The sequence below is a fragment of the Usitatibacter rugosus genome (genome assembly GCF_013003965.1).
GTDB lineage: Bacteria > Pseudomonadota > Gammaproteobacteria > Burkholderiales > Usitatibacteraceae > Usitatibacter > Usitatibacter rugosus.
In genome coordinates, this window is record NZ_CP053069.1 from 473,611 (window position 1) to 498,780 (window position 25,170).

The 25,170-nt window shown below is 67.5% G+C and carries 28 protein-coding genes; 14 read left to right on the forward strand and 14 right to left on the reverse strand.

Going from position 1 to position 25,170, the window contains the following annotated elements:
* Window positions 1-10: 10 nt before the first annotated feature.
* The 6 genes from DSM104443_RS02475 to DSM104443_RS02500 all read right to left on the reverse strand — a co-directional run bounded on the left by DSM104443_RS02475 (window position 11) and on the right by DSM104443_RS02500 (window position 6,264).
* On the reverse strand, window positions 11-904 hold the full coding sequence (locus DSM104443_RS02475) for an MBL fold metallo-hydrolase (RefSeq protein ID WP_171089121.1): 894 nt from the start codon (window positions 902-904) through the stop codon (window positions 11-13).
* On the reverse strand, window positions 901-2,709 hold the full coding sequence (locus DSM104443_RS02480; RefSeq protein ID WP_171089122.1) for a DUF885 domain-containing protein: 1,809 nt from the start codon (window positions 2,707-2,709) through the stop codon (window positions 901-903). The genes DSM104443_RS02475 and DSM104443_RS02480 overlap by 4 nt, the downstream gene beginning before the upstream one ends.
* Window positions 2,710-3,675, reverse strand: coding sequence for a tripartite tricarboxylate transporter substrate binding protein (locus DSM104443_RS02485; RefSeq protein ID WP_171089123.1), 966 nt, complete (start codon window positions 3,673-3,675; stop codon window positions 2,710-2,712).
* An 8-nt stretch (window positions 3,676-3,683) separates the two neighbouring features.
* Window positions 3,684-4,139 (reverse strand): hypothetical protein, encoded by a 456-nt coding sequence (locus DSM104443_RS02490; protein ID WP_171089124.1) that lies wholly within the window; start codon window positions 4,137-4,139, stop codon window positions 3,684-3,686.
* A 74-nt stretch (window positions 4,140-4,213) separates the two neighbouring features.
* A complete protein-coding gene (locus tag DSM104443_RS02495; RefSeq protein WP_171089132.1) occupies window positions 4,214-5,461 on the reverse strand; it encodes a diguanylate cyclase domain-containing protein in 1,248 nt (415 codons plus the stop codon).
* Window positions 5,455-6,264 carry an ABC transporter ATP-binding protein gene (locus DSM104443_RS02500; RefSeq protein WP_171089133.1) on the reverse strand — a complete coding sequence of 270 codons (810 nt, stop codon included), beginning with the start codon at window positions 6,262-6,264 and terminating at the stop codon, window positions 5,455-5,457. Before DSM104443_RS02500 ends, DSM104443_RS02495 begins: the two co-directional genes overlap by 7 nt.
* Window positions 6,265-6,355: 91 nt before the next feature.
* On the opposite strand from DSM104443_RS02500, the gene DSM104443_RS02505 reads away from it, so the two are divergent.
* The 9 genes from DSM104443_RS02505 to DSM104443_RS02545 all read left to right on the forward strand — a co-directional run bounded on the left by DSM104443_RS02505 (window position 6,356) and on the right by DSM104443_RS02545 (window position 15,003).
* Window positions 6,356-7,603 carry a Yip1 family protein gene (locus DSM104443_RS02505; RefSeq protein ID WP_171089134.1) on the forward strand — a complete coding sequence of 416 codons (1,248 nt, stop codon included), beginning with the start codon at window positions 6,356-6,358 and terminating at the stop codon, window positions 7,601-7,603.
* A 19-nt stretch (window positions 7,604-7,622) separates the two neighbouring features.
* Window positions 7,623-9,005: an FAD-dependent tricarballylate dehydrogenase TcuA gene (gene tcuA / locus DSM104443_RS02510; RefSeq protein WP_171089135.1), complete on the forward strand. Its 1,383-nt coding sequence runs from the start codon at window positions 7,623-7,625 to the stop codon at window positions 9,003-9,005.
* Window positions 8,992-10,131, forward strand: a complete 1,140-nt coding sequence (gene tcuB, locus DSM104443_RS02515) for a tricarballylate utilization 4Fe-4S protein TcuB (protein WP_171089136.1) — start codon at window positions 8,992-8,994, stop codon at window positions 10,129-10,131. Before tcuA ends, tcuB begins: the two co-directional genes overlap by 14 nt.
* A 10-nt stretch (window positions 10,132-10,141) precedes the next feature.
* Complete coding sequence (locus tag DSM104443_RS02520; RefSeq protein WP_171089137.1) at window positions 10,142-10,930, forward strand: class II aldolase/adducin family protein; 789 nt, start codon at window positions 10,142-10,144, stop codon at window positions 10,928-10,930.
* 11 nt (window positions 10,931-10,941) lie between these two features.
* Window positions 10,942-11,913 (forward strand): Bug family tripartite tricarboxylate transporter substrate binding protein, encoded by a 972-nt coding sequence (locus tag DSM104443_RS02525; RefSeq protein ID WP_171089138.1) that lies wholly within the window; start codon window positions 10,942-10,944, stop codon window positions 11,911-11,913.
* A gap of 4 nt (window positions 11,914-11,917) precedes the next feature.
* Window positions 11,918-12,925, forward strand: coding sequence for an Ldh family oxidoreductase (locus tag DSM104443_RS02530; protein WP_212756906.1), 1,008 nt, complete (start codon window positions 11,918-11,920; stop codon window positions 12,923-12,925).
* 169 nt (window positions 12,926-13,094) lie between these two features.
* Window positions 13,095-13,805, forward strand: coding sequence for an RNA polymerase sigma factor (locus DSM104443_RS02535; protein ID WP_171089139.1), 711 nt, complete (start codon window positions 13,095-13,097; stop codon window positions 13,803-13,805).
* A complete protein-coding gene (locus tag DSM104443_RS02540) occupies window positions 13,802-14,356 on the forward strand; it encodes a ferritin-like domain-containing protein (protein WP_171089141.1) in 555 nt (184 codons plus the stop codon). The genes DSM104443_RS02535 and DSM104443_RS02540 overlap by 4 nt, the downstream gene beginning before the upstream one ends.
* Before the next feature lie 26 nt (window positions 14,357-14,382).
* On the forward strand, window positions 14,383-15,003 hold the full coding sequence (locus DSM104443_RS02545) for a 5-formyltetrahydrofolate cyclo-ligase (RefSeq protein ID WP_171089143.1): 621 nt from the start codon (window positions 14,383-14,385) through the stop codon (window positions 15,001-15,003).
* On the opposite strand, the gene DSM104443_RS02550 is transcribed toward DSM104443_RS02545, so the two are convergent.
* Both DSM104443_RS02550 and DSM104443_RS02555 read right to left on the reverse strand, forming a co-directional pair.
* Window positions 15,000-16,139 (reverse strand): GNAT family N-acetyltransferase, encoded by a 1,140-nt coding sequence (locus tag DSM104443_RS02550; RefSeq protein ID WP_171089145.1) that lies wholly within the window; start codon window positions 16,137-16,139, stop codon window positions 15,000-15,002. The two genes, DSM104443_RS02545 and DSM104443_RS02550, sit on opposite strands and share 4 nt — an antisense overlap.
* Entirely contained in the window at window positions 16,136-17,125 is a 990-nt protein-coding gene (locus DSM104443_RS02555; protein ID WP_171089147.1) for a tripartite tricarboxylate transporter substrate binding protein, read from the reverse strand. Before DSM104443_RS02555 ends, DSM104443_RS02550 begins: the two co-directional genes overlap by 4 nt.
* A 49-nt stretch (window positions 17,126-17,174) precedes the next feature.
* Between DSM104443_RS02555 and DSM104443_RS02560 the strand changes: the two genes are divergently transcribed.
* Window positions 17,175-17,393, forward strand: a complete 219-nt coding sequence (locus DSM104443_RS02560; RefSeq protein WP_171089149.1) for a glycine zipper 2TM domain-containing protein — start codon at window positions 17,175-17,177, stop codon at window positions 17,391-17,393.
* A 1-nt stretch (window position 17,394) separates the two neighbouring features.
* Here the strand turns inward: DSM104443_RS02560 and DSM104443_RS02565 are convergent, their stop codons facing one another.
* From DSM104443_RS02565 to DSM104443_RS02580, 4 genes are all read right to left on the reverse strand, one after another.
* Window positions 17,395-17,757, reverse strand: coding sequence for a 6-pyruvoyl trahydropterin synthase family protein (locus DSM104443_RS02565; protein WP_171089151.1), 363 nt, complete (start codon window positions 17,755-17,757; stop codon window positions 17,395-17,397).
* The gene (gene queE, locus DSM104443_RS02570) at window positions 17,754-18,419 is read right to left on the reverse strand and encodes a 7-carboxy-7-deazaguanine synthase (RefSeq protein ID WP_171089153.1); all 666 of its coding nucleotides are present in this window, start codon (window positions 18,417-18,419) and stop codon (window positions 17,754-17,756) included. Before queE ends, DSM104443_RS02565 begins: the two co-directional genes overlap by 4 nt.
* A gap of 36 nt (window positions 18,420-18,455) precedes the next feature.
* Window positions 18,456-18,932: a universal stress protein gene (locus tag DSM104443_RS02575; protein ID WP_171089155.1), complete on the reverse strand. Its 477-nt coding sequence runs from the start codon at window positions 18,930-18,932 to the stop codon at window positions 18,456-18,458.
* 666 nt (window positions 18,933-19,598) lie between these two features.
* The gene (locus DSM104443_RS02580; RefSeq protein ID WP_171089157.1) at window positions 19,599-21,032 is read right to left on the reverse strand and encodes an aminotransferase-like domain-containing protein; all 1,434 of its coding nucleotides are present in this window, start codon (window positions 21,030-21,032) and stop codon (window positions 19,599-19,601) included.
* Between the two features lie 175 nt (window positions 21,033-21,207).
* Between DSM104443_RS02580 and DSM104443_RS02585 the strand changes: the two genes are divergently transcribed.
* Genes DSM104443_RS02585 through DSM104443_RS02600 form a run of 4 tightly spaced genes read left to right on the forward strand, consistent with a single transcriptional unit; the run spans window position 21,208 to window position 23,593 of the window.
* Window positions 21,208-21,816 (forward strand): GNAT family N-acetyltransferase, encoded by a 609-nt coding sequence (locus tag DSM104443_RS02585; RefSeq protein ID WP_171089159.1) that lies wholly within the window; start codon window positions 21,208-21,210, stop codon window positions 21,814-21,816.
* 11 nt (window positions 21,817-21,827) lie between these two features.
* Window positions 21,828-22,427 carry a GNAT family N-acetyltransferase gene (locus DSM104443_RS02590; protein ID WP_171089161.1) on the forward strand — a complete coding sequence of 200 codons (600 nt, stop codon included), beginning with the start codon at window positions 21,828-21,830 and terminating at the stop codon, window positions 22,425-22,427.
* A 10-nt stretch (window positions 22,428-22,437) separates the two neighbouring features.
* Window positions 22,438-23,067, forward strand: a complete 630-nt coding sequence (locus DSM104443_RS02595; protein WP_171089163.1) for an FMN-binding negative transcriptional regulator — start codon at window positions 22,438-22,440, stop codon at window positions 23,065-23,067.
* A gap of 4 nt (window positions 23,068-23,071) precedes the next feature.
* Entirely contained in the window at window positions 23,072-23,593 is a 522-nt protein-coding gene (locus DSM104443_RS02600) for a GNAT family N-acetyltransferase (protein WP_171089164.1), read from the forward strand.
* Window positions 23,594-23,886: 293 nt separating this feature from the next.
* Here DSM104443_RS02600 and DSM104443_RS02605 read toward each other — a convergent pair whose 3' ends face one another.
* A complete protein-coding gene (locus DSM104443_RS02605; protein WP_171089166.1) occupies window positions 23,887-24,648 on the reverse strand; it encodes an SDR family oxidoreductase in 762 nt (253 codons plus the stop codon).
* Window positions 24,649-24,808: 160 nt separating this feature from the next.
* Complete coding sequence (locus DSM104443_RS02610) at window positions 24,809-25,162, reverse strand: Crp/Fnr family transcriptional regulator (protein ID WP_171089168.1); 354 nt, start codon at window positions 25,160-25,162, stop codon at window positions 24,809-24,811.
* Window positions 25,163-25,170 lie beyond the last annotated feature (8 nt).

Here is a 25,170-nt window from a genome sequence, read left to right on the forward strand (position 1 = left end):
CAAGCCTGTCTTACGGCTTCAGGTAGCCCTGGGCGAGCATCTCGGCGAACTTGTCGCCCTTGATGAAGCCCTTGCCGAACTTCTCCTCGTAGCCGGCCGTCACGGAGCCCGCGGCCTTGATCTCTTCGAGCTTCTTGCCGTCCTTGATCATCTGCTTCACGCGCCCGGAGGTCGTGGCGACCATGTCGCGGTAGGCCTGGAGGTCGGCCTTCGACGCGACCGGCCCGTGCCCCGGGATGATCTGCGTCTTGTCCGTGACCATGGCGAGCACCTTGTCGGCCGCCGCGACGATGCCCTCGGGCGTGCCGCCGCTCGAGCCGTCGATGAACGGGTACATGCCGTTGAAGAACGTGTCGCCCATGTGGACCACGTCGCCCTTCACGAAATGCACGATGGTGTCGCCGTCCGTGTGGGCGCGCGCGACGTGGACGCCGCGGATCGTCTCGCCGTTCAGCTCGAAGGCGATGTCCGAGGTGAACGTGACGACCGGCAGCGCCGCTTTGGGCGAGGCCGGGACCTTCGAGTTGAAGAGCGCGATGAACTGCTCGCTACTCATGCGGCGGCGGACGTTCTCGTGCGCGACGATGATGGCGCCCGACTTGCCGAACGTCTCGTTGCCGCCCGTGTGGTCGCCGTGCCAGTGCGTGTTGAGGATGAAGGTCACCGGCTTGGGCGAGAGGGCCGCGATCGCCGCCTGGATCTTCGGCGCCATGGGCGCGTACTGGTCGTCGACCACGAACACCGCGTCGTCTCCCACGCAGACGCCGATGTTGCCGCCGGCACCCGTCAGCATGTACGTGCTGGCGTTGAGCTTCTGCGTCTTGATCTCGATCTTCGAGAAGTCCTGCTGCGCGGCCACGGGCAGCGCGGCGAGCAATGCGATGGCGATCCAGGTGCGTTTCATTTCTTCTTCCCCTTTTCGGTGCGAATCCATTCGTCGATGCGCGCCTCGAGCACGGTGAGCGGGAGCGCGCCGTCGTCGAGGATCGCGTTGTGGAAGCGGCGGATGTCGAACTTGTCGCCGAGCGCCGCGCTCGCCTTGGCGCGAAGCGCCTTGATCTTCAATTCACCCACCTTGTAGCCCAGCGCCTGGCCCGGCCAGACGATGTAGCGGTCGACCTCGGCCGCGGCGAAGTTCTCCGACACGCCGGAGTTGTCGAGCAGGTACTTGATCGATTGCTCGCGCGTCCAGCCGAAGGCATGCACCCCCGTGTCGATGACGAGGCGGCATGCGCGCAGCGCTTCGTTGGAGAGCGCGCCGAAGCGCTGGTAGGGATCCTTGTAGAAGCCCATCTCGTAGCCCAGGCTCTCGGCGTAGAGCGCCCAGCCTTCCTGGTAGGCGTTGTAGCTGCCCGCGCGGCGGAACTCGGGAATGCCCTTCAGCTCCTGGGCGCGTGCGATCTGCAGGTGATGGCCCGGCACCGCTTCGTGCAGCAGCGTGGACTCCATGTCGTACTTCGGGTGCTTCTGGAAGAAGTGGACGTTCGCCTCGTAGAACCCGGCGCGCGTGCCGTCGAGCGAGCCGCGCGAATAGTGATCCGCGTTGTCGCCCTCGTGCAGCTCCATCGGCCGCACGCCGTAAGGCAGGCGCGGCAGCTCGGCGAAGAAGCGCGGCAGCTCCGCATCCGCGCGCTTCGCGATGTCGCGGTAGCCGCGCAGCATGTCCTCGGCGTTGGTGTAGTAGAACTGCTTGTCCTCGCGCAGGAACTTGAGGAACGCCGGGAAGTCGCCCTTGAACCCCGTGACGACCATCACCTTGTCCATCTCGCCGCGAATACGCGCCACCTCGGAGAGCCCGAGGTCGTGGATCTCCTTCGGCGTCATGTTGGTGGTGGTGTAACCCTCGATCGCGAGCTGGTAGCCGGCCGGGCCCGCGGGCCGCGACGAGAAGCCCAGCGCCTCGGGAGTGGCCGGGATGTATTCCTTCTCGACGAAGGTCTTCAGGGTCGCGAACGCCGGCTGCACGCGCTCGGCGATCGTCTTCTTCGCCTGCTCGGAGAGCCGCTTGCGGTCGGCCTCACCCACCGCCTGCGGGAATTCCTTGAACGGGGCGTAGAGCGGCGATTGCTCGGGATCCCCTTTCGCAAAAGCCTCGATCTGCGGGATGACGGTAGTCATCGCCCCCCGAGGCGGCATCCAGCCGCTCTTCATGCCCGCGCGCATGCGCTCGGTCTCGAACCCGAGCGCGGTGGGAATGCCCGCCATGCGCTTCAGGTAATCCTCGTAATCCTTCACGGTGCGGGTGGGAGCTGCCTTCGCGAGATATGCCCACCAGTCCTGCACGCCTTGAATGGGCGAGGCCAGCAGCCAGCCATCGAGGTTGTCGGCGCCCATCGGCAGGTCGCCGTAGATGGCGTTCTGCCGCTCGTCCCTCTGGAGGCTATCCAGCATCACTTCGCGCGAGATGCGGTCCTGCGTGTTCAGGCGCTTGGGATCGAAGCGGTTCAGCTCCGTGATGCGCGCCTTCACCGTCGCCTTGCGGCGCGCCGTGCCCGCGGGGCTGCGGTCGGCGATGCGATCGTTCATCCCTTCGGTTCCAAGCAGCGTCGCGACCTCGGGGTTTTCCTTCAGGTCTTCCTGGAACACGCGGTCGAAGAACTTCTGCAGCGCCGCGTTCGGTGCGGGCTCCTTCGAGGGGGCGGCGAGGACGGCGGGCGATACGGCGGCGAGCGAGGCGGCCAGCGCCCCGAGGGCAGCAAGGCGGCGCATCTATTCCACCTTCCCGATCTTCTGCACCGCCTCGGCGAGCTTCTTCGCGTCGTGATCCCAGTACGCCTGGAACTGCGGCGCGTCGAGGTATTGAACGGGCGTGTCCACCTTGCCGAGCGCGCCCTTGAACGTCTCGTCGTTCACGACGAACTTCGCCGCCTCGCGCAGCTTCGCGATGACTTCGGGCGGCGTGCCCGCGGGCACGAAGAGGCCGGTCCACTGCGCGAACTGCGCGTCGTAGCCCAGCTCCTTCAGCGTGGGCACTTCGGGCAGTGCGGCAAGGCGGCTCTCGCCCCACGTCGCCAGCACGCGGATCTTGCCGGCCTTCACCTGGCCCATCACCGAGGACGGACCGGTCGAGAGCGCATCGACGCTCCCGCCCAGCAGCGCCACGACGGCGGGGCCGGCTCCGGTATACGGCACGTGCAGCATCTTGGTGTTGGCCGACGCGGTGAGCATCTCCATCGGCACGTGCATCGTGCCGTAGTTGCCCGAGGAGCCGTACGGGATGCTGCCCGGCGCCTTCTTCGCGGCCTCGATCATGTCCTTGGCGCTTTTCCACGGGCTGTCCGCGCGAACCGCGAGCACGGTCGGATCGGCCGTGAAGCGCGCGATCGGCACGAGCTGCTTCAGCGTGAACATGGGATCGCGCCCGAGGATCTTGTCGGCCTCGGGAATGATCGAGATCGAGGAGAGCGCCAGCAGCAACGTGTAGCCGTCGGGCTTGGCCTTCGCGACATAGCTCATGCCGACGCCGCCGCCGGCGCCCGCCTTGTTCTCCACGACCACGGCCTGCTTGAGGTAGCGGCCCATCGCCTCGGCGACCGGGCGTGCCGTGATGTCGGCCACGCCGCCGGGCGGGAACGGCACCACCATGGTGACGGACTTCGAGGGGTAGTCGGATTGCGCGAAAGCGGCGGTCGCCGCGAGCGCGAGCGCCGCGGACAGCGCGAAACGGTAAAGCATCTTTCCTCCTAGCGACAGGGAAGGCCCGAGGGGCCGGTGACGTCCTGCTTGTCGTGCGTCCAGACGCGCGCGATGTACGGCGCGGTGCTGCCTTTGTCCATCTTCGGGTTGGGCACGATGCGAAGCGTGCCGTCGCCCGAGAGCTTCACCTGCCGCCCCTTCTCGGGCGTGCCGACCGGACCGCACTTGAGCGGCGCGTCGGCGGAAACCACGACCTCCAGGCCGACCAGCGAGTTCTGCCGGCCGTTGGGATTGCAGTCCATGTTCTTGAATTCGCAGCAGGCGCTCTGGCCCGGCGCGATCGTCTTCTGGAAGCGCGAATCCTGCCGCTTCCAGTCGGGGTGCTCTTCCTGCGTCACCACGACGGACTTGTCCTTCAGCTCGTTGATCACGCAAAACGCACTGGCGTCGGTTGCGGCGGCGGCCAGCAAGGCGGCTACCAGGGCAAGCAGCGCTCGCTTCATGAAAAACCTCCTCGGAAACCCTGTGCGCGCGATTGTTCTTCTGGGGTACGGCGCCATTATCGCCCGAAGGCGCTTCAGGCGCCTTGCTTGGCGCGGTACATCGCCTCGTCGGCGGAGGCGAGCAAGAGCTCGGGGTCGCGCGTGTGGTCGGGATAGAGCGAGATGCCGACGCTCGCCCCGCAGCGCACGTCGGTCGACTTCCACTGGAAGGGCGTGTTGAAGGCGCTGCGGATGCGCTCGCCGATGATCGAGGGCGTGTCCGGCCGCACGTCGGTTTCGAGCAGGACCACGAATTCGTCGCCCCCCAGGCGCGCGACCGTATCCACCTCGCGTACGCAGGCGCGGATGCGAGCGGCGGCCTGGCGCAGCACTTCGTCGCCGGCCGCGTGGCCGAGCGTGTCGTTCACCTTCTTGAAGCGGTCGAGGTCGATGAAGAGCAGCGCCAGCCGATCGCCGGCGCGGTTCACCCGCAGGATCGCGTGCTCGAGGCGCGTGGCGAGCGAGCTGCGGTTGGGGAGCCCCGTGAGGGCGTCCTGCACCGCGGCCTGGCGAAGCTGCTCCTCCGATTCCACGCGTGCGGTCACGTCCTGGCACAGGCCGAGGATGGAGATCAGGCTGCCGTGCACGTCGAAGAACGCCGAGTTGTACCACTCGCAGTAGATGACGCGGCCGTCCTTGCGCACGTTCTTGGCGAGCATGCGGTTGCGCTTGGCGGTCCCGTCGCGCAGCTCCCGCGTCTGCGCCTTGATCGTGGCGAACGAGTCCTCGTGGATCAGGCCCAGGTCGGTGGGGCGCGAGCCGATCGCCTCGGCCGGCGTCCAGCCGAAGATCTCCTCGGCCTGGCGCGACCAGCGGCGGATGTGGATCGTCGAGGAGAATTCCACCACCGCGAGCGGCGTGTTCTCCATGTGGCTCGCGAGCTCCTGCAGCGCCCGGTCGAGCGCGTCGTGCGTGCGCTTCAGCTCGCTCACTTCCAGCGCGCACGAGAAGACGCCGGCGACCTCCCCGGACTCGTCGCGGTAGGGGTCGAGCGTCACCGAGATCCACACCACGTGGCCGTCGGGCCGGTGCGCGAGGCGCTCGTAGTGCACGCGCTCGCCGCCGAAGGCGCGGTCCATCGGGGCCTGGAAATTCCGGTAACCGGTCTCGCCGTGGAGGTCCTGCAGCCGCTGGCCGAGGATCGCCTCGCGAGCGAGGCCCATCCATTCGGCGTAGCCGCGGTTGCAGAAGCGCACGCGCCGCTCGACGTCGATGTAGGACAGGAAGCCGCTCGAGTCGCGCCCGAGCGCCTCGAGGAAAGCCTGGGGCGAATCGGTCAGCACGGCAGGCCCAGCTCGTCGGCGATGCGCCGGGCCGGCATGTGGAACGGCACCGGGCCGTCCGGCTCCGCGTGCAGGAACTGGCGCACGTAGGGATCCTCGGAGGCGAGCATTGCCTCCGTGGGGCCTTCACCCTTGATGACGCCATCGCCGATCACGAAGAGGTAGTCGGCGAGCTTGAGCGCCTCGTTCACGTCGTAGGTGACCACGACGGACGTGGAGCCCAGCGCATCGTTCAGCGTGCGGATCAGGTTGCAGATCACGTTCAGCGTGATCGGGTCCAGCCCCGCGAACGGCTCGTCGAAGATCATGAGGTCGGGATCGAGCGCGGTGGCGCGGGCGAGCGCCACGCGGCGCGCCATGCCGCCGGAGAGCTCCGCGGGAAGCTGCTTGTGGACGCCGCGAAGCCCCACCGCGTGCAGCTTCATGATCACGAGGTCGCGCATCACATCCTCGGGAAGGCTCGTGTGCTCGCGCATCGGGAAGGCGATGTTGTCGAAGACCGACAGGTCGGTGAAAAGGCCGCCGCGCTGGAACATCATGCCGATCTGGCGGCGCAGGGCGTAGAGCGCCTCCTGCGGCAACTCGTGCACGGCCTTCCCGAAGACTTCGACCGTCCCGCGCTGGGGTTTCAGCGACCCTGCAACAAGTTGCAACAACGTGGTCTTGCCGCTGCCGCTGGCCCCGAGGATGGCCGTCACCTTGCCCTTCGGCACGCGCAGGTTCACGCCCCTCAGCACCGGGCGCTTGCCGTAGGCGAAATGCAGGTCGCGGACCTCGATGATGGGCGGGGCGGTATCGGTCATGGCGGGCCATTATATGTAGGAGACCCTGTCCCGCGCACGCCGGGGCCGGTAAACTTCGATTCCTCGAAAAATAGCCCCCAGGGAGTCCGCGATGAACCTGATCGACCGGGTCAAGAACATCCTCCTCACCCCGAAGACGGAGTGGGAGGTGATCAAGGCAGAAAGCACCTCGCAGAAAGAGATCATCGTCGGCTACGTGCTGCCGCTCGCGGCCGTGTCCGCGGTCTGCGGTTTCCTCGGCACGATGTTCATCATGTCGGCGTTCTTCGGCGCCTCGTTCCTGATGTTCGGCGTGCTGGGCATGGTCCTTCGCATCATCATGGCCGTGGTGTCGGTGTTCGTCGTGGGCTTCATCATCGACGCGCTGGCGCCCAACTTCGGCGGCACCAAGAACCCGCACCAGGCCTTCAAGGTCGCCGCGTACTCGTTCACGGCCGCGTTCGTGGGCGGCATCTTCACCATCGTGCCGTACATCGGCTGGCTGATCGGCATGCTGGTCTCCCTGTACGGGTTCTACCTGCTGTACCTGGGCCTGAAGCAGCTGATGGGCTCGCCCGACGACAAGGTCGTGGTCTACGAGGTGATCGTGGTCATCATCACCATCGTCGTGATGGCGATCGCCAACGTGATCGTCGGCCTCGCGAGCGGCCCGGCGCTGATGGGCGGCGCCTACCTGCGCGGCTCGTCGCTTTCCCCGGGTACGACCGAAGCGGTGGTCCGCAGCAACGTCGCGGCCTCGAAGCTGGAAGCGATGGGCAAGCAGATGGAGATCGCGAACAAGAAGATGGAAGCCGCGAACAAGAGCGGCGACCAGAATGCCCAGGCCGCCGCCGCGATGGAGGTGCTGGGCGCGGCGATGTCCGGCGGCCGCAAGGTCGAGCCGCTGTCGGTGGAGGAGGTGAAGGCCTTCGTCCCCGAGAAGTTCGCGGGCCTGCCCAAGACGTCGAGCGCCGCGGAACGCAGCGGCGTCTCCACGCTCATGGTCACGACGGCCAAGGCGACCTACGGCGACAACGCCGGCAAGTCGGTGCGCCTCGAGGTGACCGATGCCGGCGGCGCCGGAGCGATGGTCGGGCTCGCCTCGTGGATGGGCGCCATGAACATGGAGCGCGAGGACGACCGCGGCGCCGAGCGCACGAAGAAGGAAGGCAACCGCGTCGTCCACGAGAAGGTCTCGAAGACCGGCGGCGACAACGAGTTCAGCCTCGTGCTCGCCGAGCGCTATGTCGTGAAGGCGGTCGGCTCGGGCGTCGACCTCGGCACGTTGAAGGGCGGTGTTTCCGGGATGGACCTCGCGAAGCTCGAATCGCTGAAGGACGCCGGCGTCGCCAGGAACTGATCCGCGTGGCGCCGCGAGATTGAGCTACGACATCCTCGTTCTCGGCGGTGGCAATGCCGCACTCTGCGCCACGTTGATGGCGCGTGAAGCCGGCGCCACGGTGCGCCTGGTGGAGTGGGCCCCGCAGCACTTCCGCGGCGGCAACAGCCGCCACACCCGCAACATCCGCTCCATGCACGACGCGCCCGCGGACGTGCTCACGGACACGTATCCCGAGGAGGAGTACTGGCAGGACCTCCTCAAGGTCACCGGCGGGCAAACCGACGAGAAGCTCGCGCGCATGGCGATCCGCCACACCGCCGGCTGCCGCCCGTGGATGTCGAAGCACGGCGTGCGCTTCCAGCCCGCGCTCGGCGGCACGCTGCATGTCTCCCGCACCAACGCCTTCTTCCTCGGCGGCGGCAAGGCGCTCATGAACGCCTACTACCGTTCCGCCCAGGCGCTCGGCGTCGAGGTCACGTACGACACCGAGGTGATCGACCTCGAGATGGAGGGCGGCACGTTCCGCTCGGCCACCGTGATCCGCAACGGCGCCGAGGAGAAGATCCACGCGAAGGCCGTGGTGATCGCGTGCGGCGGCTTCGAGTCCAACCTCGAATGGCTGCGCGAGGCCTGGGGCCCGCCCGCCGACAACTTCATCGTGCGAGGCACGCCGTACAACACCGGCCGCGTGCTGAAGGCGCTGATCGCCAAGGGCGCGAAATCGATCGGCGATCCGACGCAGGGCCATTGCGTCGCGATCGACGCGCGCTCGCCCAAGTTCGACGGCGGCATCGTGACGCGCGTGGACTGCGTCTCGCTCGGCATCGTCGTCAACAAGCACGGCGAGCGCTTCTACGACGAGGGCGAGGACTTCTGGCCCAAGCGCTACGCGATCTGGGGCCGCCTCGTGGCACAGCAGCCCGACCAGATCGCCTACTCGATCATCGACGTGAAATCGATGGGCAAGTTCATGCCGCCGGTGTTCCCGCCGCTGAAGGCGGGCTCGCTCGCGGAGCTGGCGAAAATGCTCACGCTCGACCCGGCCGCGCTCGAGGCGACCGTCCGGCGCTTCAACGATGCGGTGCGCCCCGGCACGTTCGATCACACGATCTTCGATGACTGCGTCACCGAGGGCATCACGCCGCCCAAGACGCACTGGGCCCGCAAGATCGACACGCCGCCGTTCTACGGCTACCCGTTGCGGCCGGGCATCACCTTCACCTACCTCGGCGTGAAGATCGACGAGCGCGCGCGGATGATCATGGCCGACGACAAGCCGTGTGCCAACGTCTTCGCCGCGGGCGAGATCATGGCGGGCAACGTCCTCGGCAAGGGCTACATCGCCGGCATCGGCATGGCGATCGGAACCGCCTTCGGGCGCATCGCGGGCGAGGAGGCGGCACGCCATGTCCGCAGCTAGCCCGCGCCTGGAAGCGCTGATCGGCGAGGCGCAGCGCGTGCTCGCGATCTGCAACGCCTGCCGCTATTGCGAGGGTTACTGCGCCACGTTCCCAGCGCTCCAGCGGCGCCTGGAGTTCACCGAGAGCGACGTGCATTACCTCGCGAACCTGTGCCACAACTGCGGCGCCTGCCTCTACGCCTGCCAGTACGCGCCGCCGCACGAATTCCAGCTCAACTTCCCGCGCGTGCTGGCGCAGGTCCGCCAGCAGACGTATCGCAAGTACGCCTGGCCGCAGGCCCTGGGCGCGCTCTATGAGCGAAACGGCCTCGTCGTCGGCCTCGCCACCGCGGCGTCGATCGCGTTCCTGTTCATCTTCACGTCGCTGGTGTCCGATCCCGCGCGGCTCTTCCAGGCGTATTCGGACGCGCAGGGCTCGTTCTACGCGGTGCTCCCGCACAACCTGATGGCCGGGCTCTTCACGGCGGTATCGCTCTTCGTGATGCTCGCGTTCGTGATGGGGTTCATCCGCTTCTGGCCGGATCTCGGCGAGGAGCCCGGCGAGTTCGTGAAGCCCCGCACCTTCGCCGAGGCGCTGCACGACGTGTTCACGCTCAAGTACCTCGACGGCGGCAGCGGCGACGGCTGCACGTACCCGGACGCACAACCCTCCTACGCGCGCCGGACCTTCCACCACTTCACGTTCTACGGTTTCATGCTGTGTCTGGCGGCAACGAGCGTGGCCACGGTGTACCACTACGGATTCGGATGGAAGGCGCCGTACGCCCTCGGCAGCGTGCCGGTGGTGCTCGGCATCGTGGGCGGGATCGGCCTGATCGTCGGGCCGGCAGGGCTGCTCTGGATCAAGTCGCGGCGCGATCCGGAGCTCGTCGACCCCCGGCAGGACGGTATGGATGTAGGCTTCCTCGTGTTGCTGCTGCTGGTGAGCATCACCGGCCTCGCCCTCACGTTCCTGCGGGAGACGCGCGCCATGGGCGTGCTGCTCGCGGTGCACCTGGGCGTGGTGCTGGCGCTCTTCCTCACGCTGCCCTACGGAAAATTCGTGCACGCGCTCTACCGCTTCGCGGCGCTCGTGCGCTTCCACCTCGAGCGGCGCCGCCCGCGCCCCGGGATCGCACCCGAGTAAGGAGAAGACCATGTCGAACCTCGCCCACCTGCCCTCGCAGTCGATGAAGGGCCGCGTCACGCCGCAGGAATGGAAGGCGCGCATCGACCTCGCCGCCTGCTATCGCCTGGTCGCGCACTACCAGATGTCCGACATGATGGCGAACCACATCTCCGCGGCGGTGCCGGGCGAGGAGGGTGCGTTCCTCATCAACGCGTACGGGATGATGTACGAGGAGATCACGGCGTCCTCGCTGATCAAGATCGACATCGACGGCAACATCCTCCTCAAGCCCGACTTCGGCGACTTGAACTACGGCATCAACAAGGCCGGCTACGTGATCCACGGCGCCATCCACAAGGCGCGGCACGACGTCGCGTGCGTGATCCACACGCACACCTGGGCCGGCATGGCGCTCTCGGCGCTGGATGTCGGCGTGCTGCCGATCACGCAGACCTCGATGCGGTTCCTGAAGATCGGATATCACGACTATCAAGGCGTGGTGCTCGATTCGAAGGAGGAAGCCTCGCTGCTCGCCGACCTCGGCATGGGCGAGGCGCTGATCCTGCGCAACCATGGTCTTCTTACCGTGGGCAAGACGATCGGCGAGGCGTTCAACTGGATGCATCGCCTCGAGCTCACGGCACGCTCGCAGCTCGCGGCCATGGCCACGGGCGCCAAGCTGCGGCCGGTGCCCGACTCGGTACTGCAGGAGACGTACATGAATTACCAGCCCCAGACGCGCCGGCCCTACGGCGTGATGGAGTGGCCGGCGCTGCTTCGCCAGTGCGACCGGCTCGATCCCACCTACAAGGAATGAGGAGCGCGCACATGAATCGCATCGTTCGCAGTTTCGCAGCCGCGGCTGCGCTGGCCCTCGCGGGCGGCGCGTTCGCGCAGGACACGTGGCCCTCGAAGCCGATCACGCTCATCGTGGGCTTCGCGGCCGGCGGTGCCACGGACGCCTCGGCGCGAATCATCGCCAAGAAGCTCGCGGACAACGTGAAGCAAAGCGTCGTCGTGGACAACCGTCCCGGCGCCGGCGGCAACCTCGCCGCGCAGCTCGTGGCCAACGCGCCGCCGGACGGCTACACGATCCACCTCTCCTCGGTGGGCCCGCTCTCCGTGGCGCCCAGCCTCGTGAAGAACCTGCCCTACGATCCGGAGAAGGACCTGGCACCCCTCACGATGGGCGTGGTCTTCCCCAACGTGTTCGTGGTGCACGCGGCCGTGCCGGCGAAGACGTTCGGCGAGTTCATCGCGCTCGCGAAGAAGGACCCGGGCTCGCTCAACTACGCTTCGACGGGTATCGGCTCGGCCTCGCACCTCGCGGGCGAGCTCCTGAAGCAGCGCGCGGGCATCGACATCGTGCACATCCCGTACAAGGGCGGCGGCCCGATCATGACGGACCTCCTCGCCGGCCGCGTCACGGGCTACTTCTCCACGCTCTCGACCGCCGGCCCGCACATCGAGGCCGGGAAGCTCCGCGCGCTCGCGACGTCGGGCCTCACGCGCATGACGGCGCTGCCCAACGTGCCGACCGTGGCGGAGAGCGGCTTCCCCGGCTTCGAGGCCGTGAACTGGTACGCGCTCGTGGCCCCCGGCAAGACGCCGCCCGCGCTGCTGGATCGCATCAATGCGGAGCTGGTGAAGGTGCTGAAGGATCCGGACGTGCAGAGGCAGCTCGGCGAGCACGGCATGGAGCCTGCGCCGATGACGCGTGCCGAGCTGGCCGCGTATATCAAGAAGGAACGCGATTCCTGGGCCAAGGTCATCAAGACCGCGAACATCAAGGCCGACTGAGCGCGTGGCCGTTTCCGAAGCCGAGCTCTCGCGGCTCGCCACGAAGGCGCTGGTCTCGCTGGGGCTCGAGGAAGGCGCGGCCGCGCTGGCCGCACGCGTCCTGGTGCTGGGCGATCTCTTCGGCATTCCCACGCATGGCGTGAGCCGCGTCGAGTCGTACGGCGAGCGCATCCGCATCGGCGGCATCAAGGCGCGGCCCACCATCCACGTCGAGCGCGTTGCTCCCGCGATCGCGCGCGTCGATGGCGACAACGGGGTCGGCCCTCTGGTGGGCATGAAGGCGCTCGAGGCGGCCATGGAGATCGCGCGCGAGCTGGGCGTGGGCGTGGCCCTCGCGCGGAACAGCAACCACTTCGGCCCCGTCGCGCCGTATTCGTACCTCGCCGCCGAGCAGGGCTTCGCGAGCGTGATCGGCAGCAATGCCTCGACCACGATCGCGCCCACGGGCGGCAAGGAAGCGAAGCTCGGCAACAGCCCGGTCGCATTCGCGGTGCCCAACCCCGGCGGCCGGCCGTTCATCCTCGACATGGCGCTCTCGGTCGTGGCGCGCGCGAAGATCCGTGCCGCGGCGAAGGCGGGGCAGGCCATTCCCGACACGTGGGCTACGGATGCGGGCGGCAAACCGACCACGGATGCGAAGGCCGCGCTCGACGGCTTTCTCCTTCCGATCGGTGGCCACAAGGGTTACGGCCTCGCCCTGTTCGTCGACCTGATCGCAGGGCTGCTCTCCGGCGCGGCCTATCTCGACCACGTGAACTCCTGGTCCGAGCAGCCCGAGGCGCCCGGCAACCTCGGGCACTTCTTCATCCTCATCGACGCCAAGCGCCTGGGCTCGCCCGAGTGGCTCGCCGAGCGCATGAACGACTTCGCCGCGATCCTCCACGACACGCCGGCCGCCGATCCTGCCCGGCCCGTGCTCGTTCCTGGCGAACGGGAGCTCGACGAGCTGGAGCGCCAGCTCCGCGACGGCATCGACCTCGACCCCGCCGTCCTCGCCAAGCTCTCGAATTAGGGTCAGACCCTAATTTCCGGAATAAAGGGGTCAGAACAACTTATTCGAGACGGTTTGACCGGACTGGGGTCCGGAGACGTCTCGAATAAGTTGTTCTGACCCCTTTATTCCGGAAACGCGGGGCCCTCGAGTTGCATCGAATGGGCAGACAACGAGACCGGAGCCTTCCGTGACCGCCAGCCCCGCAGCCCGTCCCGCTCCCACGACCGATGGGGAATTCGTCGAGCGCATCTGCGCCGGCGACCAGGCGGCGTTCGCATTGCTGATGCGCAAGTACAACCGCGTCCTGTTCCGCACGGCGCGCGCCATCCTTCGCGATGACGCGGAAGCCGAGGACGCGCTCCAGGAGGGATACCTCGCCGCCTATCGCGCCATGCCGTCGTTCCGCGGCGACGCGCGTCTATCCACGTGGCTCGTGCGTATCGTCGCCAACCAGGCCCTGGCACGGCGGCGAAAGATCGTTCGCACGGCCGAGGTCATCTCCCTGGAGGGCCCCGCTTCCGGCGAGGCCGAGGGATACGCCGATTCCGGTTCGAGCGACCCCGGCACGCCGGAGCGGGCAACCCTCCGCGGCGAGACGCGCCGGCTGATCGAGACGAGCATCGACGCGCTGCCCGAAGCTTTCCGCGCCGTGTTCATCCTGCGCGCCGTCGAGGAGATGAGCGTCGAGGAAGTCGCGGCCAGCCTCGAGATCCCCGAAGCGACCGTGCGCTCCCGCCACTTCCGCGCGCGGGGAATGCTGCGCGAGGCGCTCTCGCGCCAGATCGACACCGCGCTCGAAGAAGCCTTTTCCTTCGCCGGCGAGCGATGCGACCGCGTGGTCGCGGGCGTCCTCGCGCGGCTCGCAGCCCTACCGCCCCTCACCGGAGAAAAACCATGAGCAGCTTCTTCCTTGGACGCCGTGCGTTCATCCACAAGTCCGGCCTCCTGCTTTCGGGCACCGCCGTGGCCCTCCTCGCGGGACGCGATGCGTTGGCCAAGCCCGCGAACAAGAACGCCGAATCCGACGTCGCGATCCTCAACGCCGCGCTGGGCGCGGAGCTGGAAGCCGTCGCCGCCTACCAGGTCGGTGCCGAGAGCGGGTTGCTGCAGAAGCCCGTGCTCGATCTCGCCGTGAAGTTCCAGGGCCACCACAAGGCGCACGCCGAAGTGCTCGCGGGCACGATCCGCAAGCTGGGCGGCGATACCGTCGCGGCGAAGGCGAAGTACGACTTCCCCGTGCAGACGTTGAAGACGCAGGCGGACGTGCTGCGTTTCGCCGCCGGCCTCGAGAAGGGCGCGGTGAGCGCGTACCTGGGCGCGGTCGGGAAATTCAACGACCGCGAGCTGGCGCGCGCGGCGGCGAGCATCCTCGGCGACGAGGCGATGCACTGGGCGATCCTTCGCAATGCGGTCGGCGAGGATCCGGTTCCCGCGGCTTTCGTCGGTTAGAGTGATGGCCTGAAACGGCCATCACGATGACGACACCCGAAGCGAAGGACTCCCCGGTTGCCGAGTGGCGCAAGGCACGGCGCGCCGAGCTGCTCGCGCAACGCGAGGCCGTGCCCGAAGAGACGCGGCGCGCGTTGAACGAGACGATCACCGCGCACCTCGTCGCCGGGTTCCCCGAGCTGCGCGGCATGATCGTCGGGCTCTACTGGCCGTTTCGCGGCGAGTTCGATCCGCGCTTCGCCATCCGCCACACCCGCGAGCTCGGAGGGCGCGCCGCGTTGCCGCAGGTGGTGGAGAAGAGGAAGCCCCTGCGATTCCTCGAGTGGTGGCCCGGCGTCGACCTCGACACCTCCGGCGTGTACGGGCTGCCCGTGCCGATCGGGACCGATGTCGTCACGCCGAACGCGCTGCTGATCCCGCCGATCGGCTTCGACGCGCAGGGCTACCGGCTGGGCTACGGCGGCGGGTACTTCGACCGCACGCTCGCAAGCCTCGACCCGCAGCCGCTGAAGATCGGCGTCGGCTTCGAGAGCTCGCGGATCGAGACCATCCGACCACAGCCCCACGACATCCCGATGGATTTCATCGTCACCGAAGCCGGCATCCATCGCGTGGGCCCGGACGGGCTCCAGCGCGTGCGCGCCTAGGACAGCGCCATCGCGTACGCGCGGTCGCAGCGCTCGACGTGCGGCGCCTGCGCCTGGCGAACGAAGCCCGCCTTCTCGTACATCGCGATCGCTTCCTTCAGCACCGACGCCGTCTCGAGCTCGACGCGCTTCGAGCCGCGGCCGCGCGCGAAAGCGATCGCCCGGTCTAGAAGCCGCCGCCCGATGCCTTGGCCGCGGAGATCGCGGTGCACGTACATCTTGCGCAGCTCGATCGCCTCGTCGCTCGTGGCGTAGCTTCCGCAGCATCCCGTAATGCGTCCCGAGGGATCGACCACGACGTCGAACATCCCGCCGCGCGCGAAGTAGTGCGCCTCGAGGTCGAAGAGATCGAGGTCCGTCTTCGCGGGGTCGGGCGGGATGGCGTACTCGTGCTCGAGGATCGAGAAGACAAGCTCGCGAACCGCCCTCTCATCGGCACGGGTCGCGCGCCGCACGATCGCGCCTTCGAAGCCCATCTCCGAGCGCAGTGTTGAACTGTCCGCCAAACGTGCGAGGAAAGCGCGAGCCGCCGACGCATTCGGAGCCGCGGCACTCACCGCCGCCGTGTAGACAGTCGCAAGTCCATGGGGGGAGGGCAGCGATGCGACCAAGCGAACGCCCGGCGTGACCACGATCTCGGTCGCCTGCGTGACGCCGATCGGCCGTCCCGACGATGCGGCGACGGCGGCCATCGCCGGCAGCCCGCCCGGATGCGTATGCAGACGCGAAGCCACGTCGCCCGCGATGCCCAGCGCATCGAGCACCTTCGCGAAGTGGATGCCCGCGGTTGCCTTCTGCGGATCGGGAAAGTGGATCGCATCGGCGGCGAGCAGCGCGGAGCGCAAGCCCTCGGGCGTCGACACATCCACGGGTGGCGCATCGGTTCGCACGGCCACCGACGTCTGCACGGTGCCCAGGTCGGAGACCGCAAGCAAATCGACGCGTGCGAGCGCCGTGAGCTCCGCGATCTGCGCATGCGTGAGGATCACGAGATCGCACGCCTCACCCGCCAGGAACTTGTCGCGCATCGCACCCACGGGACCGAAGGAGCCGGCCACTTCGAGGCCCGCGCCCGTCGCAACGCGAGAGACGATGCCGTTGGCCGCGCCTCCGGAGAGGAACTGGAGCCGCGTCATTGGTCGGGCTTCGCGCCCGAGAGCTTCACGATGCGCGCCCACTTCTCGATGTCGTCGCGCATGTACTTCGCGAACTCGTCGGTGCCCATCGACATGGCAATCGCACCCTGCCTGGCCCACGCTTCGCGCATCTCGGGCGCGGCGGTGATCTTCGTGATCTCGGCGTTGAGCTTCTCCACGATGGCCTTCGGCGTCGCGGCCGGCGCCATGATGCCGAGCCAGATCACCGCTTCGTAGCCCGGGACGCCGGCTTCGCTCACCGTCGGCACGCCGGGCAGCACCGACGATCGCGTCTTGCCCGTGGTGCCCATCGCCTTCAGCTTGCCCGCGCTGACCTGCGGCGCCATCGTGGTGATCGCATCAAACATCATCATCACCTGGCCGCCCAGCAGGTCGGTGCGCGCTCCGGAGCTGCCCTTGTAGGGGACGTGGAGGATGTCCACGCCGGCCATCGCCTTGAAGAGCTCTCCGGCCATGTGGTACGGCGTGCCGTTTCCGGAGGACGCGTAGTTCAACGCCCCGGGCTTCGCCTTCGCGAGCGCGATCAGCTCGCGCAGCGTATTCGCGGGCACCGAGGGGTGCGCCACCAGCACGAGATCCGAATAGTTGATCGGCGCGACCGGGACAAAATCGCGCATGAGCTGGAACGGCCTGTCGGGGACGAGCGACTCGTTCACGGTGTGCGTGTTCGACATCATCAGCAGCGTGTAGCCGTCGCCCGGGCTCTTGGCGGCGAAGTCCGTGCCGACGATGGCGCCGCCGCCGGGCTTGTTCTCCACGACGAAGGGCTGGCCCAGGGCGGTGGAAAGTTTTTCACCGACGGCGCGGGCGTAGATGTCCGCCGGGCCGCCGGCCGCGAACGGCACGACGATCTTCACCGGCTTGGCCGGCCACGCCTGGGCGTGGGCAAATCCTGCAAATGCGGCGGCACTGACGGCGCATCCCCACAGGAGGAGCCGCAGGCGGCTGACTGTTGCCTCGATCATGGCGCGGTACCTTTTCTATTCATTGTCGACCCGTGTTGGAGGATAGCTGATGAAGACGCAATCGAAATTGATGCTGGGCGCGGTCATTGCGGCCGCCACGATGGCGGGCTGTTCGAGCATGTCGTCGGAAGAGAAGGGTGCGGCGGTCGGCGCGGTGGCCGGCGGCGTAGTCGGCTCGGCCGTGACGGGCGGCAGCACCGTCGGAACGGTCGGCGGCGCGGTAGTCGGTGGCGCGGCGGGCTACGAGTACAAGCGCCGCAACCCGTAACCTACCCGCGGTAGGTGCAGGACTGTCCCGCCGAGTCGCGCAGGATCGTCACGCGTGAGAGCGCGGCGTAGCGGGGCTTCAAGCGCTTCCAGATCCAGATGCTGATGTTCTCGAGGCTGGGCTTCGCCAGCCCGGGAACATCGTTCAGCACTTTGTGATCGAGCGCCTTGCGAAGATCGCCGCACGCGCCCTCGAGATCACCCAGGTCGGCCACGAACCCGGTGGCCGGATCGGGCTCGCCCTCGATTGCCACCTCCACATGGAATGAATGGCCATGCATTCCGCGGTTCGGATGGCCTTCGGGAAAATGATCGAAGTGGTGGGCGGCGTCGAAGCCGAAGCGATAGGAAATCTCGACCGTCATGCGATTCCGATGATCTTGTGCGTCTGGAGCGACAGGCGCCAGCGCGGATGATGGAGGCAGTACTCGACGGCGGCGCGCGTGTTGGCTTCGCGCGTGGGCCCATCCATCGGCTGCAGGAAGAAATGCTCGAAGTCGAGCGACTCGAAGCGCTCCGGCATCGCCTCCCGTTGCGGGAACACCAGCTTCAGCTCGTCACCGCGCTCGACGACGACGGGCGCCGTCGCTTTCGGACTCACGCACACCCAGTCGATACCTGGCGGAACCGGTTGTGTCCCGTTCGTCTCGACCGCGATCTTGAATCCTCGAGCATGGAAAGCCGCGATCAGCGGGGCATCGAGTTGCAGAAGAGGTTCTCCACCCGTGCAAACAACAAATCTGGGGTCAGACTCCTTTATTGCTCGAGCAATGAAGGAGTCTGACCCCGTGCTTTGCCAAGCATCCTTCACAGCGTCGGCGAGTGCATCGGGTGAAGCGAACTTGCCGCCGCCGGGTCCGTCGGTGCCGACGAAGTCGGTGTCGCAGAAGTCGCACGCCGCCGTGGCGCGGTCGGCCTCGCGGCCGCTCCAGAGGTTGCAGCCGGCAAAGCGGCAGAACACCGCCGGCGTGCCGGTGTTCGCGCCTTCGCCCTGCAGCGTGTAGAAGATTTCTTTGACGGAGTACAAGCGCGCAATTCTACCCGCGCGCTCCTGCTGCCGCGTTCAGTGCACGACAAGCACCGGCACGGCGCACTCCGAGACGACCTTCGCGGTCGTGCTTCCGGTGAGGAGTGCCAACGCGGTGTCGTAGCCGCCCGACGCCATCACGATGAGGTCGCACTGGCGGTTCTCGGCGGTCTCGGCGATGGCGCGTGCGGGCTTCGAGTCGATGACGAGCTCCGAGTCGATGGGCACGCCGTGACGTCGCGCCACGCCCTCGATCGCCGCCAGCGCCGCATCGCCCTCGCCCGAGGGGGGCATGTCGATGATCGCGGCTTCCAGGGGTGCCAGGCCCGCCATGCCGGAGATCCCGAGGTACTCGGCATCCGCGGTCTCAGGCGGCAGCACGCGAAGCGCGATCAAGCGCCCCCCGCTGATCACTGCGAGCTGCGCGGCCGCTTCCGCGGCGATGTGCGCGCCGTCGGAGCCGTCGGTGGGAACGAGGATTCGCTTGTACTGCGGAGTCGGGCTCGCATGCATGTGTCGGTGCCTCCTTCAAGGCCGATACTGCGTCGCGTGCGCCGTCCTGCATGTAGGAAGTTGCCCTCTTGTAACGTGAGGCAACGAATTTATGATCATAGCCTCTTGACGAAGTTTCATGCTGCATGGCAGCATTCAGTCATTACCGCAACGCATTGGATTCACCCACATGACCCGGACCTCCATTCATAAACCGACCGTACTGCGCCGAGGCGTGGTCGCGTCCTGCTTTTGGCAGGGTGTCGATCGTCCCGCTGCAATGCCGTCGAATGGTCCCGGGAGCGCGATGAAGTAAGCCGCATCGCCAGCGAAGAATCCCCTCGCGAAGCCCGGTGACCGAAAGGAATCCGGGCTTTTTGCTTCTTGGCCCGCCAGGAAACTCGAGAGGAAGAGCGATGAACAGGCGATGGAAGGAAATCTGGGCGCGGTGGAGCCGCCAGGTGCGGAACCGCACCCGCGTCGAAGAGGAAGCGCGCGCCGCGATGCGCGCGTGGCTGATGGTTTAAGCGTTGAGTTGTTGCTGGACGGCGACTTCGTGGGCTGTGCGCGGCCCGCCTAGCGAAGAATTCGGGTCGCCGCCCGCGTGGGGATCGAGGGACGCCTTCCCCCCAGCCGCGGGTTCGATGACGTAGCGGCCGGCCTCCGTGGCCGGCCGCGGTCAGAAACTCAGAACGCAGCGGCCATCCGGCCGACGCGCGCGATGGCCTGCTCCGTCGCACGCGACCACAGGGTTCCGTAGTTGAGGCGCATGGCGTTGCGAAAGCGGCCCGTCGTCGTGAACAGCGGTCCCGGCGCGAGCAGGATGTTTTCGTCGCGGGCACGCCGGAAGAGCTCCACGGCGTCCACGCGGTTGGGCAGCTCCACCCACGTGACGTAGCCGCCGGTGGGGCGCGACACGCGCGTGCCTTCGGGAAAGGTTTCGGCAACCAGGTGGGCAAGCTGTTGCTGCCGCCCCGCAAGCCCCTGTCGCAGTCGGCGCAGGTGATGGTCGAAGCCGCCGGTCTCCATGAACTCGCAGAGCGCGAGCTGCGGAATGGGCGGCGTGAAGATGGAGCCGATGCGCTTCAGCACCGACACGGCTTCGCGGTAGCGCCCGGCCACGGCCCAGCCGACGCGAAAGCCCGGCGCCACGGTCTTGCTGAACGAAGAGCACAGCAGCACGTTGCCGGTGCGATCCCACGCCTTGATCGGCAGCGGCCGCGCCTCGCCGAACCACGTGTCGCTGTACACGTCGTCCTCGATGATCGGGATGCCGCGCTTCTCGCACAGCTCCGCGAGCGCCTTGCGGTTCGCATCCGGCATGAGGGCGCCCGTGGGATTGGTGAAGGAGGGCGTGATCATCAGCGCGCGCACGGTGCCCTTCTTGCGCGTGGCGAACTCGAGGGCCTCGAGCGAGAGGCCGGTTCTCGGGTTGGTCGGGATCTCGAAGGCCTTCATGCCGAGGCTCTCGATCATCTGCAGCATCGTGAAGTAGGTGGGCGATTCGAGCGCGATCGTGTCGCCCGGGCGCGCCACCGCTCGCAGGCAGAGGTTCAGCGCATCCACGCAGCCGTCGGTGATCACGACATCCCCGGCATCGAAGGAGCAGCCGTAGTCGAGCGCCCGCCGCGCGATGGTCCGGCGCAGCCGCTCGGTGCCGGCGGAGGCCGAGTACGACGCGGAGAGCTCGGGGTAGCGGCGCGCGGTGGTGCCGAGCAGCGTAGCCAGCTTTTGCGTTGGCAGCAGCGACGGATCGGGACGCAGCGCGCCCAGCGGGATGATGTCCTGGCGGTCGAGCAGGCTGAAGTACTCGACGAAGAGCGGCGAGGTCTGCACGTAGCGCGCCGATTGCGGCGGCTTCGATTCGCGCGGCTCGGGCAGCGCGGGGCGCGGCGGTGCCGCGAAGTAGCCCGACTTCGGGCGCGCCTCGATCACGCGCTTGTCCTCGAGGTGGCGGTAGGCCTGCACGGCGGTGGAGATGGAAACGCCGTACTGGCGCGAGAGCGTGCGCACCGAGGGCAGGCGCTCGCCGGCTTTCACGCGTCCGGTGTCGATGGCCTCGGCGAGGCGGGCCGCGAGCGACTCGTAGAGCAGGCCGCCGTTGCTCGAGAGGGGTGTCATGCGGGGCATTGTCTGGGTCCTCGGGCGGCGGGGGCAGTCACAGCGGGTGCCTTCCGCGGCCGGTACAGATGGAGCACAGCCCAAACTGTACCGGTATACGTTGCCGACCGCTATATCTGTATCGCTCGCACGTGATTCCGTAGAGTCTGTCCTCGACCGGGAGGAACCCTGCACCATGGCTTCGATTCACCGTACCGACGTCCATCGCATGCCCTTTGTCATCCGCCGCGCCGTGCCGCGCGACGTGCCGGCCCTGCGCAGCATGCAGACGCGCTCGATCCGCGAGCTCAGCCTCGGCTTCTACGACCTGCACCAGGTCGAGGCCTTCCTGTTCTACGTCGGCACCGTCGAGGAGTCCGTCGTCGAGGAGCGCAACTACTTCGTCGCCGAAGTGGGCGGCTGGCTCGCCGGCTCCGGCGGCTGGAGCACGACGGGCGGCAACCACCTCGAATCGACGCGCGGCATTCCCGCCGTCGTGCGCGAGCCGTACATCCCGCGCGTGCGCAGCCTCTTCGTGCACCCGGACTGGGCGCGCCGCGGCGTCGGCCGGCGCATCATGGAGGTCACGGAGAACGCGATCCGCACCTCCGGCCAGTACGAAGTTGCGCTCGACGCAACGCTGCCCGGCGTGCCGCTCTACGAGGCGCTCGGCTACCGGTCGGTCATGCCGGTGGATCTTCGCCTTCCGGACGGTACGGAGCTTCGCTTCCACCACATGCGCAAGGTTCTGCCGAAGTACGCCACCGTGGCAGCCAACGATTCAGGAACCTGGCGCATCGCCTAGAAGGAGGCTCCATGGGTTTCAACGTCTTTCCCGCCGGTGCATTCCCGCTGCCGCTTTCCATCCGCCGCGCGGCTCCGGCCGACCTCCCCGCGCTCTGGAAAATGCAGCAGGCGTCGCTGCGCGAGCTGGGCCACCGCGGCCACTACGCGCCCAAGCAGGTGGAAGCCTTCATCGACTACTTCGGCACGCTGGAGCGCGAGGTCGTGGAGGACGGCACGTACTACCTCGTCGAGGTGGGCGGATGGCTCGCCGCCTCGGGCGGGTGGAGCCTGCGCGCCCCCGGGTACATGCAGGCGCTCCGGACTACTGGAGCCGCGCGCCGTGCCGCCGAGGCGCTGCCGCGCATCCGCAGCGTCTTCGTGCATCCCGACTACCGCAAGACCGAGGGCATCGCCCGGCGCATCGTCGAAGTCTGCGAGACCGAGATCCGCTGGCGCGGCTACCCGGAAGTCGCCCACGACGCATCGCGCGCCGGCAAGCCGCTCTACGAAGCGCTCGGCTACAAGCCCGTGGCCCCGCTCGAGATGAAGCTGCCCGACGGCACGAAGCTCGACTTCACCCACATGCGCAAGCGCGTCACGCCCGGACGCACCGCCCGGCGCGTGGCCTGAAGGAGCCGCCATGTACATCCCCAAGCACTTCGACGAACCGCGGGTGGAGGTGCTGCACGAGCTCATCCGCTCGCGGCCGCTCTCGACGCTGGTGGCCCTCACGGCGCACGGCCTCGAGGCCAACCACATCCCGCTGCTGCTCGATCCGCGGCCTACGCCCTTCGGCACGCTGCGCGGCCATGTCGCGCGCGGCAACCCGATCTGGAAGGAATTCAACGCGGGCGTCGACGTGATCGCCGTCTTCAGCGGGCCCGACGCGTACATCACGCCGTCCTGGTATCCCGGCAAGAAGGTGGACGGCAAGGTCGTGCCGACGTGGAACTACGCCGTGGCCCACGCGAAGGGCACGCTGCATGTCCATGACGATCCGGTGTGGCTTCGCGCGCATCTCGAGCAGCTCGTCGCCACGAACGAGGCGTCGTTCCCGGCGCCGTGGAAGGTGAGCGACGCCCCCGACGACTTCATCATGAAGATGGTCGCCGCGGTCGTGGGCATCGAGATCCCCATCCGCTCGCTGCACGGCAAGTGGAAGATGAGCCAGAACCGTACGCAGGCCGATCGTGAGTCGGTCGCCAACGGGTTGCGGGCACAAGGCGGCGAGGAGAAAGGCGACGTCGCCAGCCTCGTGCTGCCCGGCTAGCGCCATGGCACGCCACTTCCGCCGCTATCAACCCGGCGACACGACGGCGTTGATCAAATTGATCAACGCCGCCAGCTCGGGCGGTGGCGGCTCCGGCTGGACGCACGAGGCCGAGCTCTTCGCCGGCGATCGCATCGATACCGCCGAGCTCCTCAGCCTGCTCGAGGCTCCGGGTTCCATGTTCGTGCTGTGCCTCGAGGGCGCGGATCTCGCGGGTTGCGCGTATCTCAAGCCGCTGGAGGATGCCGCGTACCTGGGGCTGCTCGCGGTGCGCCCGGCATTGCAGGGCGGTGGCGTCGGCAAGGAGATCCTGCGGGAGTGCGAGCGGATCGTGCGCGACGAGTGGGATGGCGTCTCGATCCGCATGACGGTGATCACGCACCATCGCCCGGAGCTCGCCGCCTTCTACGAGCGCCGCGGCTATTCGCGCACGGGGCGCTACAAGTCCTTCGACCGCCTCCAGGCGCAGACCGGGATGAAGGTCCCCGGCCTCACGCTGGAGTGGATGGAGAAGTCGCTGGCCTAGCTTCTCGCTGCGCTGTACCCGCCGATGCCACCCTTGGAAAGCACAAAGCCCTGTGGCGAGGGCTTTCACTACGGCCTTGGAAACGCCGATCCCCGCCGATAAAACCTTATGGGTCGCACATGGCGGCGAGACGACGAAGGATGAACCACCGCTCGCCGACCAAGGATGACTCCAAGGTTCTATCGGCGGAGATCGGCGTTTCCAGGCTTCACCCTAAAGGCGCCTTTGGGCGCCTTTCTTCTGGCCTCCAAGGGGTACATCGGCGATTGGAGGCGCAGCCGACAACTGAATACCTAGCCGCGCCCGACGAACGGCATCTTGCTCGCCATGATCGTCATGGTGAGCACGTTCGCATCCAGCGGCAGGCTCGCCATGTAGACCACGGCCGAGGCGACGTGCGCCACATCCATGCGCGGCTCCACCATCGTCGTGCCATTGGGCTGCGGAACACCTTTGGTCATGCGCTCCGTCATCGGCGTCGCGGCATTGCCGATGTCAATTTGCCCGCACGCGATGTCGAACGGACGCCCATCGAGCGACGTGGTCTTGGTGAGGCCGGTGATCGCGTGCTTGGTCGCCGTGTACGCGACCGAGAAGGGACGCGGCGCGTGCGCCGAGATGGAGCCGTTGTTGATGATGCGGCCGCCCTGCGGGCTCTGCGACTTGAAGATGCGCACCGCGTGCTGCGTGCAAAGGAACGCGCCGGTGAGGTTGGTGTTCACCACCTGCGTCCACTGCTCGTAGGTGAGCTCCTCCATCGGGATGGCGGGCGCGCCCTGGCCGGCGTTGTTGAAGAGGACGTCGAGGCGGCCGAAAGCCTTGACCGTTGCGTCGAAGAGCGCCTTCACGTCCGCGGGGTTGCCCACGTCGCATTTCACCGCGAGGGCCTGGCCCTTCGGGACGCCGGCTTCCGCGATCGCGGCTTCCAGCATCTCGACACGCCGCCCTGCGAGGGCCACGCGATAGCCTTCCTTCAGGAGGGCCTGCGCTGCCGCCTTGCCGATGCCCTGGCCCGCGCCCGTGACGACCGCGACCTTACCTTCTCCTTGTGCCATGACTCCTCCGGGATTCCTACGAGGGGATGCGGGAGCGGCCTACATTCTTCCCGCGGGTGGGAACGTACAGTGACTCCATCGCGATTCATTCAGGCCTTCATCACGGAGCGCACGAACGAATCCCGATACCAGGGCCGCCTCACCGCGGCCCTGACCTTTTCTAGATCCGCCGGTCCATGCTCCGCAGGCGCGCCGCCATGATGCTCATGATCTCCAGCGCGAAGCCCGGCGTCTCCTGCACCAGCGATTTAAAGCGTTCCGACGTGACGGACACCAAAGTGCAGTCCGTGGCCGCCATCGCGGTGGCGCTGCGGGGCGATTTGTCGATCAACGCCATCTCGCCGAACACGCCGCCCTTGCCGACCTTCTCGACGCTGCGGCCGGTGACGGAAAGCTTCACCGAGCCGTCCAGCACGACGTACATCACATAGCCTTCGTCGCCTTCGCGGAAGACGGTCTCTCCGGCCTTGAAGACGCGAGATGGATCCTTGGTGAATTCGTCGGTGGAGATCATCGGTGGAT